Here is a 12,797-nt window from a genome sequence, read left to right as displayed (position 1 = left end):
GTCGGAAGTGGTCAACAAGTTAGTCATTAGTGAATCGTTATATCCACTCATACTCGAAGCAGCCTGTCGCATAACGTGTAGGTGTCTAAGATCTTGCTGGAACTGATCAACTGGCTGCAGATTTTCACGCATGGTGAATTAAGCTTCAGTCTGTATCAGTTCCAATCAATGAGCACTATTAAAAATTAATCTTTCAGTCAATAATCATCTGTTTCACAACCATAAAAATCATAATAACACTGACAATATGATGTTGAGCATCAAACCTTTCACAAGTATCAACAAACAAAATGTTATGACAACAACCAATTGTTTTTAATTGACATTTTATGGTTGTAGATTAAATAATGACGGTAAAAATGCTGGTAAAAAATCACAGTATTTGTATGAAGCCGCTAATAACAGGAGTCATAGATGAAGTTCGAGTCCAGTCAGAGGAGCCAAATTAGAAAACCCCGCTTAAGGCAACTTAAGCGGGGTTTTTGCTTTTTGGCAATTTATTCAATACGTTCTACCTGAAAATCGTTCCCGATGTACATTTCGTTTTCACTAATCATCGGGAGAATATGGTGGTCAGATTTGGGGTCAAGTTGGTTCGATGACGGAGTGACCCCCAAATGTCTCTTAACAACTCAAAAATCGCGGTATCAAGCCTTCAGATAAACGCTTTAAAATCCCCGATTCACACGGCCTACTCCTTCATTTAAACCAGAGCTAAATAGACCTTCAGTTACCGTTGAAACCAGAATGAATATCTGATATTCATCGAGCAGTTTTGAATGAAAATACATCATCAAATACTGGCCAAGGTTAACAAAAATGCGACACCACTCGATAGCCTGCCTTACCAGAATCATCGTCATCACTGCATTATTGTGTCTCATCTTTTCTTCCATCGCCGCACTACAGAATATTTCACTACAAAATCAGCAGCTTGAGGGTCTGATCAGAGAACCACTTTCGTTGCAGGTAATGCTGGATAATGGTGAGCCAGCGATATTGGATGCATTTGTTACTCGGCCAGTCGGCCAGACAAAACTCCCTGTTGCGGTGATCACTAACGGTACCGTTGGTTCTGCCGACTTTGATCGCTGGGAAAGGAATCCAAACCGCGGATCCTCAACCGCACTAGCCTTTGCACGCCACGGTTATGCTGCTGTTGCCGTTCTGCGGGAAGAGTACGGGCGGTGCTGAATATTCAGGTGGTTCCTGTAAGCAACCTCTGCATAAACTGACGGGTGAAAAAAGCACCAAGGACATGCTGGCCGCGTTTGAAGCAATAAGAAACCTTGGGCCTCTCCTGAGAAAGCGGTTCTGGCAACCAGCGCGGTTAATCCTCCCGGCGTTCAGGCTATAATCAATTTTGATGGAGGCAGGGGGTCCATTGATGGTAAATCGCTTTGTGATAAAGCTGGCCTGATTAAAGCACTGACCACTTATGGCGCAACTGCACGCATTCCTTCTCTGTGGCTCTATTCCAGCAATGATCAGTCTTTCACTCCAGAAATAGGCAGAGCATTTTATGAAGCCTATCGCCACGATGGAGGTAATGCTGAATTTATTGAAATGCCTGCTTTTGGAAGCAATGGACACGTCTTTATGGATACAGCCCCTAAGAATTTCTGGTGGAAACATGTGGCGGCCTTCCTGGCACAACAGCACTTACTATCAGAGGAAGTCGTGACCTTACCGATAACACATCTCGTTTCTCCCGCAAATCTTAATAACCTCGCAGGCGAAAAGGCGTTCAGAAAATACGAAACAGCCCTCGTAATAGAATACGCCTATCAATAGCCGTGTATCACGTTCTCACGTCAAGCATTATGACTTGCCGCGGCAAAATAAAACACGCTATCATCGCCGCGGCTATTCACTTTTACATCTTTTGATTTTCATCTTCGCTGAATTTTTTCAGCGCGAATTTCTCTGTCTGTTCTCAACGTCGCACGCGATACCGAGCCAGACATCATGATGTGAAAGGCCTTTTCTATGTGTACACCTCAAATTCGTAATTTCTGCATTATTGCCCATGTCGATCATGGCAAATCCACCCTCGCCGACCGTTTTATCGAACTGACCGCAACCGTCGCCCAACGTGACATGCGTGAGCTGCTGCTGGATTCGATGGAGATAGAACGGGAACGCGGCATCACCATCAAATTGCAAACCGTGCGCATGCGCTATCAGGATGAAAAGGGTCAGCCGTATCAGTTCAATCTGGTGGATACGCCGGGACACGTCGATTTTTCTGCGGAAGTCTCCCGCAGTCTCGCTGCCTGCGACGGCGTGATTCTGCTGATTGACGCCACGCAGGGCGTTCAGGCCCAGACGATCGCCAATCTCAATCTCGCCCGGCAACAAGGGCTGACCATCCTGCCCGTCCTGAATAAAATCGACAGCCCGCAGGCTAACGTGCCGCAGGTGATGCAGCAGTTGGCGGATATTCCTTCGCTGGATATCAGCACCGTGCTGACTGTCTCTGCCAAAACCGGTGAGGGCGTGGCCGAGGTACTAAACGCGATTGCCCACCATTTCCCCGCACCGCAAGGGCTCGCCGATGCCCCGCTGCGCGCGCTGGTTTTTGATTCACATTACGATCCCTATCAGGGTGCCATCATGCATGTGCGCGTGGTGGATGGCAGTATTCGGGCAGGTTCAACATTGCATTTCATGTCCTCAGGAACACGTTTTGAGGTCACCGAAACCGGTGCTTTTTTTCCCCATCGGCAACCTTGTACTGCGTTGGAAAACGGTGAGGTCGGTTATCTCGCTGCTGGGCTGAAGGACGCCGCGGCGATCCGGGTGGGCGATACGCTGACGTTAGCCGAACGCCCCGCGACAGAGCCGGTTGTGCGCTATCAGGACATGAAGCCAATGGTGTTTTCTGGAATCTACCCCGATGCGGACGACGATCTGAAAAGCTTGCGCAATGCCATGAATAAACTGTCGCTTAACGATGCGGCGCTGCACAGGGTTCCCGACGTCTCCGCCTCGCTGGGCGCGGGTTTTCGCTGTGGTTTTCTTGGCATGTTACATATGGATATTGTTCGCGAACGGCTCAAACGCGAATACGGCATATCGGTGATTGCCACCGCGCCCAGCGTGGAATATCGCGTCACGCTGCACAACGGCCACTGTCTGACGATTGATAATCCGGCACATTTCCCCGGAGAGGACGTGCTGGACTTCGTCGAAGAACCCTATGTTATCTGCACCATTAACACACCGGATGCCTACGTTGGCGCGTTGATGGAGTACTGCGCCTCGCGTCGTGGGGAGTTTATCGACATGCACTATCTCGATAACGGTAGCGTGACATTACACTGGGATCTGCCGCTCAACGAGATGATCTTCGGCTTTTTTGATGCGCTGAAATCGCTCACGCAAGGCTACGCCACGCTGGATTATGAGCCAGGTCGCTACCGTCGTTCCGATTTAGTGCGCTGCGACATCTATCTCGATAGCCAGTTGATCGATGCCTTTTCCTTCATTATTGCCCGTCATAAGGCATGGGCGCGGGCCACCGAGATCGTGAAAGCGTTGAAATACGTGATTCCGCGCAAACTGTACCCCGTTCCAGCTCAGGCAAAAGTCGGTAATCGCGTTATCGCGCGCGAAGACATCCCTCCTCTGCGCAAAGGCGCATTGGCACAGGGTTTTCAAGGCAGCCTGTCGCAGAAACAGCGGCTGATCCGTAAACAGCGGGAAAATAAAAAGCATAACGTTGGGTTCTCAAAACGAGACATTCCCCGCGAGGCATTTATGGCCATTCTGGCGATTGATGCCTAGTGATTATTGATGTCTAGCGATTAACGGAAAAAGCACAACGGTGGGCGGATAGAACGACACGCTATCCGCTCCTCCGTTTCCCCACGGGCTTTTCTTTGCCTGCCGATGACGGACAGTATCTTTTATCCTGCCGATAATTTATCCTCTCCCGCCTTTCGTCATTGACTATAAAAAATTAAGCCTGCACATATGATCCCATCCCCTAAGGCAACGCCGACACTGGTTCAATCAACCACGTCAACGCTTGCGGCCTTACGCTCGCCCTCGCTGCTGATGCGCGAAGTTTTGGCGGGCACCATCACCGCACTGGCGCTTATCCCAGAAGTGATTTCCTTTTCCATCATCGCGGGGGTTGATCCCAAAGTCAGCCTGTTCGCCTCCATCGTGTTATGTTTCACCATGTCCTTTCTCGGCGGCAGACCGGCGATGGTGACCGCCGCAGCGGGCGCTGTGGCGCTGGTGATCGGCCCGATGGTACACGCACACGGCGTAGCCTATATTCTGCCTGCGGTGATTATGGCGGGGATCATCCAGATTCTGTTTGGGCTAGCAGGGTTAGCGAGGATGATGCGCTATATCCCGCGCTCGGTGATGATCGGTTTCGTGAACGCGCTGGGCATCCTGATTTTTGCCGCGCAGGTGCCACATGTTTATGGGCAATCCTCGCTCGTCTGGCTGCTGTTTGCGCTAACGGTGGCGATCGTTTTGCTGCTGCCCTATGTGGTGAAAAGCATTCCCGCACCGTTGGTTGCCATTGTGACGGTGACCGCGATTGCCATATTTACCGGCATCACGGTGCCTAACGTCGGCGATGCGGGGCCAATGCAGCCTGGATTGCCGGGTTTCACCCAGTGGCTGTTGCCGTTCAATCTTGAAACACTGCGCATCATCTGGCCGACCGCGCTCAGCATTGCCTTCGTCGGGCTGATGGAATCGCTGTTAACCGCCAAACTGGTCGACGACATCACGGATACTCCGTCCAGCAAGCGCCGTGAATGCTGGGGACTCGGCGTTTCCAATATTTTCGCCGGGTTCTATGGTGGGATTGCCGGATGCGCGATGATCGGGCAGACCGTGGTCAACGTGGAGTTAGGGAAAGCGCGTACGCGCATTTCCACCCTCGCCGCCGCACTGGTGCTGTTGCTGCTGGTGACCGGGCTGAGCGAAATCATGACGAAGATTCCGATGGTGGTGCTGGCAGGCATTATGATGATCGTCGCACTGAAAACCATGAACTGGCATAGCCTGCACCCCACCACGCTGAAGCGTATGCCGCTGTCGGAAACGCTGGTGGTCATCGTGACGGTTGTCGCGACCGTCTCGACGGGGAATCTGGCTATCGGCGTGGCGGGCGGCGTGATCTTTGCCATCCTGCTGTTTGCGCGCCGCGTGGCGCACGTCATTCACGCGGAGCGTCAGGTGAGCGAAGACGGGCAGTCGGTGCACTACACGGTACGCGGGCCGCTCTTCTTCGGCAGCAGCAACGATCTCTTCGAGCACTTTCTTTATGCGCAAGACCCGCAGAACGTCACCATCGACCTGACGCACGCCCAAATCTGGGATGCCTCCAGCGTGGCGGCGCTCGACGCGATCGAAACCCGCTATCATCGCTACGATGCGAAGGTCACGATCGTCGGGCTGGATACCCACAGCAGCAAAATCCATCAGCGCCTGTCAGGACATCTCTGATCGGGCGCAGGCGACGCGGTGTTCCGCATTGATCCAATATTCTTGCGTTGGATGTATGCGGCATCGCGTCGGCGTGCCGGGTGTCGGTTCGTCAAACTGACACCCGCTCTCTTGTCCTTGCTGTGCGTCCACCTGAGCAGCTCGCTTTAACCGTGGATGTGCGGGCGGAATCGAGGCCAACAGGAAACGCGTATACGGATGACGCGCCTGTGAAAACAGCGTCGCCGCAGGCGCTTCTTCAACAATGCGCCCGCGATACATCACGCCAATGCGGTCGGCAATATGGTGTACCACGCTCAGATCGTGCGCGATAAACAAATACGCCAGCCCCTGCTCCCGCTGTAATGCCAAAAGCAGATTCAGAATTTGCGACTGAATAGAGACATCCAGCGCCGAAACTGGCTCATCACACACGATCAGTTTCGGTTCCAGCACCAGTGCGCGGGCAATCCCGATACGCTGACGCTGCCCGCCGGAAAACTCGTGCGGAAAGCGTCCGGCATCCGCAGCGGTGAACCCGACGCGAGTCAGCATCTTGATCACCTGCGCCTTGCGCCATTGGCTATCGCGTATGCCGTGGATAATCAGCGGTTCTTCAATGCTGTACCCGACGCTACGCTTGGGATCGAGCGAGGAGAGCGGGTCCTGAAAGATCATCTGCATGTCGCGCCGCAGCTGTCGCAACTGCTCTGCGTTCTGCTGCCGGAGATCGTGACCGGCAAAGTGCAGTTCCCCAGCATTCGCGGGCGTCAGCCCTAAAATACTGCGCCCCGTAGTGCTTTTTCCACTGCCTGATTCCCCAACCAGCGCATACGTTTCACCGGGGAAAATATGGAAACTGACATCATCGAGCGCCACCAGCGTTTTTTTGCGCCATCCCTGCCCGACTCGAAAGGTTTTACGCAGGTTTTTCACTCGTAATAACGGTTCGATCATACGGCGCTCCCGAGGCTATCCGCTTTCCAGCAGCGTACGCGATGGCCCGCCCCATCAGCCACGGAAAGCACGGGGGGAGACTGGTGACAGCGTTCATCCGCCAGCGGGCAGCGCGGAGCAAAACCACAGCCGATGGGCGGATGAGACAATGGCGGAACACTGCCGGTTATTTCCGGCAGCTCGCTTTTACGCGGCGCATCGAGGTTAGGCACCGCCCGCAGCAGCGCCTGCGTATAAGGATGACGCGCATTATCAAACAGCGTGAACACATCCGCCTGCTCCACCACTTCCCCCAGATACATAACGATCACGCGCTGACACATCTGCGCCACCACCGACAGATCGTGTGTAATCAGTACGATACCCATGTCGGTTTCGGCTTTTAGCTTATCCAACAGCGAAAGAATTTGCGCCTGAATGGTGACGTCGAGCGCCGTTGTCGGTTCATCGGCAATCAGTAATCCCGGCCCGCAGGCAATGGCGATAGCAATCATCACTCGCTGGCGCATCCCGCCAGATAGCCGATGCGGATAGCTCACGGCACAGGCGGCCGGATCGGGCATCCCCACCTGGGTGAGCAGTTCATGCACCCGCGCTTTCCGCGCCTGACGCGATAGCGTGGTGTGCTGCCGCAGGCTTTCATCGATCTGTTCACCCACGGTATAGACTGGATTAAGGCTAGAGAGCGGGTCCTGAAAAATCATAGCTAATGCATTGCCCCGCAGGCGTCGTCGCGCCTCATCCGACAGCGACAGCAGCGGCTGACCATTCAGGCTGGCCTCACCGCCGACCCGGCTAGCGCGCGCAGGCAACAAGCCCATCAGCGCATCGGCGGTGACGCTTTTGCCACAGCCAGATTCACCGATGATGCCCAGCGTCTCACGCGGATTCACCTCAAAAGAGACCCCTCGGACAGGGTGCAAGAGGCCAGACGGCGCGGCAAACGTGACTCTCAGGTCTTTGACAGACAGTAGCGGCGTTTCACTCATCATATTCACTTTGGTGTCGTGACCGCTTTCAGCAGACGGGAAACCCGACGTGAGAGCGGCTTAAGCGTAGGGTCGGAGATATCGCGCAGGCCGTCTCCAATCATATTCAGAGACAGGATCAAGAGCACAATCGCCATACCAGGGAAAAAGGTCATCCACCAGGAGGTAAAAATCACCTTTTTCCCCTCCAGCAATAAATTACCCAGGCTGGGCGTCGGTGCAGGTATCCCCGAACCTAAAAAGCTCAGCGCCGCCTCGGTGAGAATCGCGACCGAGAAGATCCACGACACTTGAACGATCAGCGGCGATACCACGTTGGGTAAAATGTGCAGCCAGATGATCCGGCGACTCTTTGCCCCCTGCGCACGCAACGCCTCGATGTAATTTTTCTCCTTGATCACCAGCGCCGCCGCACGCATCACGCGCGCCACCGACGGCACATAGACCAGCGACAGCGCCAGTACAACATTGGCGGGATTCGGGCCAAGAATACCGACGATGGAAATCGCCAGCAGCAGAGAAGGAAAGGCAAACAGCCCGTCACAAATCCGCATGATGACCATATCCAGCGGGCGATACCAGACACATAGCAGGCCGATTAGCGTGCCAATCGCGCCCGAAATCAGCGCGACCGCGCCCCCAACGGACAACGAGATCTGGACCGCAATCGCGACCCGCACAAACACATCGCGGCCAAAATTATCGGTGCCAAACCAGTGCTGCCACGTCGGTGCGGACAACCGCTCCAGAGGATTTAAGGCATAGGGATCGTAAGGGCTGAGAAACGCGCCCCCCACCGCGACGACAAGAATAAGCAGCAGGATAGCGATGCCCGTTGTCAGGAGTTGATTGGCAAACAGCGCTTTCATGTCACTCCTTCTCCCCTGACAGGGAGAGACGCGGGTCAACGGCATGCCCCAGAATATCCACCGCCAGATTAATCAGCACATAGCTGACGGTAATCAGCAGCACCGCTCCCTGAATCACCGAGAAATCGCGACGTTCGATGGAGTCCACCACCAGCGAGCCGACGCCGGGAATGCCGAACACGCTTTCAATCACAATCGTTCCCGTCACCAGCGAACCGAAAGATTCACCGCAGATGGTGAGAATAGGCAGGAGCGCATTTTTCAGGCCGTGGCGCAGTAGAACCCGGTATTCCGCTACACCTTTGGCACGCGCCGTTTTAATGTAGTTTTCGCTCAACACATCGAGCATGACCGCGCGCGTCATGCGGGCAATCAGCGCCGCGATACGCAGCCCCAATGCCAGCGCCGGAAGCGTCATATACCACAGATTGACCAGCACATCGCCGCGCGTCGAGCTGTATCCCACAACCGGAAACCAGCGCAACTGCACGGCAAAAAAGAAAATCAGAAACAGCCCGAGTAAAAAGCCGGGAATCGACATCCCCACCGCCGCCAGCCCCATAATCAGGCGATCCAGAAACCGTCCCTGTTGCGATGCGCTAAGCACGCCAGCCGCCAGCCCAAGCAGCAGCGCCAACCCTTGTGCATAGAGCGCCAGTGCCAGCGTAGGTTGCAGGTGCTGTAAGAAAAGCGACATGACGCTGGCATTCATGAAGAGCGAATGGCCGAGATCGCCACGCAGCACTGCGCCAAACCACACGACAAACTGAGTCAGCAGGGGCTTATCCAGCCCCATTTGTTGACGCAGCGCGGCAACATCCCCCGGGCTGGCATCATTGCCCAGAATCACCAGCACCGGATCGCCCGGTGCCAGATGTACCAGACAAAACACCACGATGGAAACCACCAGCAGCACGGGTATCAGCGCCAGCAGCCGATGGAAAATAAACCATCCCATTCGCTTCTCCGCTTACGGTTTTGTGATGCTGACGTTCCACAGGACAGGGCCGATTAAATCCCGATAGCCGTGAACATGATGCTTGATCGCGACCGCATCAGGCGTGGTACGCCCCAGCACAATCACCGGCAGATAGGTCCAGGTTTGCACGTGAAGTTTATCCACCAATCCTCTTGCCGCCTGTAGCGACGGAGCCTGCTTGATATCATCCAGCAGCGCATCAATTTCCGGGCTGTTACTCAAGCCGGGGAATTTGGCACGGGAATCCAGGAAAGGATACTGATGCAGCACCTGACGCATCGAGAATTCCAGCGCACACAGGTCGAAGTTTTTAGGGTCCTGACGCCGCTGTAACACCGTGGCCCAGTCATAGACATCAAGACGAGATTTCACGCCAATCTGTTTGAGCACCTGCTGTGCAACAATCGCCAGATTGTACAATTCGGCGTATTCCTTGGTGGCGATGATCACCACTTCTTCACCGTTATAGCCGGACTCTTTTACCAGCTTTCTGGCCTCGTCCAGCTTGTGCTGATTCCAGTAAGGCTTACCGGCTTCACTGTGCCAGTCCACCTGCTCTGGAAAACCTAACGACGAATCTTCCCTGAAAAAGCGTGGATCGCTGTAGCCCGCCAGCAGCACCTGATGGACATCGAGCGCCAGATTGAATGCCTGACGCAGTTTCACATCGGCAAACGGTCCGCGATTCTTGTTGAACAGGTAGGTGATGAGCGATCCCCCGGCTTCGGGACGATACAGCTTCACATCGCGGGCGCTATTCAACGCGTCAATATTGTCTTTTGGCAAATCAAAAACGACGTCATATTCACCGGTCAATGCGCCTGCCAGCCGGGTAGACTCATCCGTGATGTAGCGGAACCAGATATCTTTCACCTCGGCCTTTTTCTGACCCGACAGGCCGTTCGCCGGTTCGCTACGCGAGACATAACCGTCATAGCGCGTCAGATGCAGATAATCCCCTTGTTTGAATTCCGCCAACTTATAAGGGCCGGTGCCAATCAGTTCACTCACCGGTTTTTTGCTGGTATTGGCTTCGTCGATCAGGCGCTTAGGCATGATCGAAGGCAGGTTCTTCAAGTCGGCCAGCACATTCAGGGTAATCAGAGACGGCGTCTGTACCGTCAGCTGTACGGTGCGCTCGTCAATCCGGCTAAACTGCGCCCCCGGCAGATTGGCTTTCCCCTGCGTAGAGACGGCCAGCCAGCGGTTCATTGATGCCACCACATCGTCTGCCGTCAGCGGCTGACCATCATGAAAGCGGATACCGTCGCGCAGCACAAAGGTATAGACCTTGCGGTCATCACTCAGCGAATAACGTTCAACCAGTTCCGGCACCGGTTCAAACCGATCGTTAATCGTAAAAAGTTGTTCAAAAATGTGGCGTACCACATCCGTGGTCGCACTGTTGGTTGTCAGGTAAGGATCGAGCGTACCCGGTCGTTTGCCATAAGCGATATTCAGCGTTGCATCGCGATTGACGGTTTCCGCCAGCGCGATTCCCCAGGGTAAACTGGCCGCGAGCAAGAGTGCAGCGGCAGGAAAGTTAAACCATTTCATTGATGGGAAACTCCACTATTTTTATGATATTCAGCCTGTGCAGACACCGCATCAGGCGGCGTCGGTAACCGAGCGACGGCCAGCAAACTCGTCTTTGGCATCCTGTAACGCGCGGGGATCAGTCAACAGTCGTAGACCGGTTCGAGCCAGAACCTGCGCGCCCGTCAGCAGCGCGGCATAGCCAAGCGGGGAATTTGCCGCTTCACGGAATGGCACGGTGTGGCCGATCAGATCGTCAGGGCCGATTTTAATCGTGGGGTGTGCCGTCGGCACCGCATGGCTGATATCTCCGGCATCCGTCGAACCGATGCCCTCTTTCGCTTTTTGATCGACCACCTCCCCTGCGGCAGTGAATTCCTCCAGCAGGATGGCATTCAGCGAGTGGTTGATCAGGAAATCACGCGGGCCAACCTGATGCTCAATTTTCACCGTGGTGCCCGTTGCCAGCGCGACGCCATCCGCAATCGCGCGAATACGTGGCTCTAACGCCACCACCTCTTCACGCGTTTTGGCACGGATGTAATAGTGGGCGGAGGCGTATTCTGGAATCACATTCGGCGCCTGCCCGCCGTTGGTGATAATGCCGTGAACCCGAACGCCGTCCGGCAGTTGCTGGCGCAGCACGCTGATCCCGTTGTAAAGCAGCACCAGCGCATCCAGCGCGTTCACGCCTTTATGCGGCGAGCTTCCTGCATGGGAGGGTTTACCGTAAAAATGAAAATAGAGGTGATTGTTTGCCAGCGACGGCCCAGTGAGCCGCGTTTTCCCTGACGGATGAACCATCAGGGCGACATCGACCCGATCAAGGAAGCCATGTTCAACAAAACGTGCCTTCACATTGCCATTAATTCCGCCTTTCCCGCGCAGGCCGCCTTCTTCGGCTGGCGTCCCCAACACCACCACCTTGCCGCCGGTCTGATCGATAACCTCCGCCAGCGCAATCGCGGCCGCCAGACTGGTTACTCCGATGATGTTATGACCGCAGGCATGACCGATATCGATTAACGCATCGTATTCAGCGAGGTAAGCAATGGTCGGCCCCGGTTTGCCGCTGTCTTTTTCCGCATAAAAGGCCGTTTCATGTCCGGCAACGTTCAGCGTTACCGTGAAGTGATGCTTCTTTAATAACTCCGTTAATAGCCCGCTGGCGTAATATTCATTATTTCCCGTTTCGGGATGCGCATGAATATCCTGGGAAATCGCAATATATTCTTCGCGATGCTGTTCAATACTGCTACTGATACGCTGCTGTAATGCGAGAGTTCCCATCTTGCTCACCTTTTTATGTGCTATGAATATATTGCGCGATAAATATGTCTGCCTCACCGCCGCTTACGGAATACATCGCATCGTGTTGCCCCTTCATCCCTAAAAACCCGACAACATCAGTGAATCCGTTTATTTAGCGATAAAAATACCCGCCCGCCGATAACGGCAGGAAATAACAATCAATACTGTGTTTTTTACGATAACTACTCGCTACGTCGCCACGCCGGACGATGCTCAAACGACGTTAAAAATAATAAGGGTGCTTCTAATTACTTATTTCACCATCACTATAACGGCAATCTGTCATTTCTTTTATAGAGATTCAGGATAAGGATATCTGATAAACGGTATTGCATTCTCAGTGCGACACTAACTCGCGATTGAAATAGTTTTCTAGCAAAATCGCCGCGCCATCATCAATTGCATTGTGGATAGATTTTTCGCTGCGCTGGCTATCGCCCTGCTCCAGCGCTATTAGCAATGCCTCATAATTATGCTGTCCGTGTGTCATATCAGGGTGTTGTGGATAAAGATAGTTAAAACACGGGCCAATCTTCACCCACAGTTGCTCGATCAAAGACGTCAGCGTGGGCATTGTCGCGTAATCATAAAGTGCAAAGCGAAATGTGCGGTTAGCCTGTAATGCCTCTTCAACACGCTGCGTCAGTTTAGCTGCCATAAAATTCGCGTTCAGCGACGTTAACCGCGCCAGCTTTTCCG

Annotated in this window: 10 protein-coding genes; 3 read left to right on the top strand and 7 right to left on the bottom strand. The window is 53.9% G+C overall.

The features are described from left to right. Nucleotides 1-819: 819 nt before the first annotated feature. The 3 genes from EDI29_RS23295 (at nt 820) to EDI29_RS21820 (ending at nt 5,478) form a co-directional block, all read left to right on the top strand. Nucleotides 820-1,194 carry a dienelactone hydrolase family protein gene (locus EDI29_RS23295; protein WP_395303330.1) on the top strand — a complete coding sequence of 125 codons (375 nt, stop codon included), beginning with the start codon at nt 820-822 and terminating at the stop codon, nt 1,192-1,194. Between the two features lie 795 nt (nt 1,195-1,989). Continuing rightward, entirely contained in the window at nt 1,990-3,789 is a 1,800-nt protein-coding gene (lepA, locus tag EDI29_RS21825) for a translation elongation factor 4 (RefSeq protein WP_137742558.1), read from the top strand. 189 nt (nt 3,790-3,978) lie between these two features. Then, nucleotides 3,979-5,478, top strand: coding sequence for a SulP family inorganic anion transporter (locus EDI29_RS21820; RefSeq protein WP_137742557.1), 1,500 nt, complete (start codon nt 3,979-3,981; stop codon nt 5,476-5,478). Here the strand turns inward: EDI29_RS21820 and EDI29_RS21815 are convergent. The 7 genes from EDI29_RS21815 to EDI29_RS21785 all read right to left on the bottom strand — a co-directional run. After that, the gene (locus tag EDI29_RS21815; RefSeq protein ID WP_137742556.1) at nt 5,464-6,414 is read right to left on the bottom strand and encodes an ABC transporter ATP-binding protein; all 951 of its coding nucleotides are present in this window, start codon (nt 6,412-6,414) and stop codon (nt 5,464-5,466) included. The two genes, EDI29_RS21820 and EDI29_RS21815, sit on opposite strands and share 15 nt — an antisense overlap. Beyond that, the gene (locus tag EDI29_RS21810; RefSeq protein ID WP_137742555.1) at nt 6,411-7,406 is read right to left on the bottom strand and encodes an ABC transporter ATP-binding protein; all 996 of its coding nucleotides are present in this window, start codon (nt 7,404-7,406) and stop codon (nt 6,411-6,413) included. Before EDI29_RS21810 ends, EDI29_RS21815 begins: the two co-directional genes overlap by 4 nt. 2 nt (nt 7,407-7,408) lie before the next feature. Then, entirely contained in the window at nt 7,409-8,272 is an 864-nt protein-coding gene (locus EDI29_RS21805; protein WP_137742554.1) for an ABC transporter permease, read from the bottom strand. A gap of 1 nt (nt 8,273) precedes the next feature. Continuing rightward, nucleotides 8,274-9,230, bottom strand: a complete 957-nt coding sequence (locus tag EDI29_RS21800; RefSeq protein ID WP_039538524.1) for an ABC transporter permease — start codon at nt 9,228-9,230, stop codon at nt 8,274-8,276. Nucleotides 9,231-9,242: 12 nt separating this feature from the next. Next, on the bottom strand, nt 9,243-10,808 hold the full coding sequence (locus tag EDI29_RS21795; protein WP_137742553.1) for an ABC transporter substrate-binding protein: 1,566 nt from the start codon (nt 10,806-10,808) through the stop codon (nt 9,243-9,245). A gap of 51 nt (nt 10,809-10,859) precedes the next feature. Next, nucleotides 10,860-12,077, bottom strand: a complete 1,218-nt coding sequence (locus tag EDI29_RS21790; RefSeq protein ID WP_103941075.1) for a M20 family metallopeptidase — start codon at nt 12,075-12,077, stop codon at nt 10,860-10,862. A gap of 358 nt (nt 12,078-12,435) precedes the next feature. After that, nucleotides 12,436-12,797, bottom strand: a 362-nt coding sequence (locus EDI29_RS21785) for an FCD domain-containing protein (protein WP_137742552.1), incomplete at its 5' end; no start/stop codon positions are given.

Origin of the sequence: Pectobacterium polonicum, assembly GCF_005497185.1 — a bacterium.
Taxonomy (GTDB): Bacteria; Pseudomonadota; Gammaproteobacteria; order Enterobacterales; family Enterobacteriaceae; genus Pectobacterium; species Pectobacterium polonicum.
This window is presented reverse-complemented; position numbering and strand designations above follow the sequence as displayed.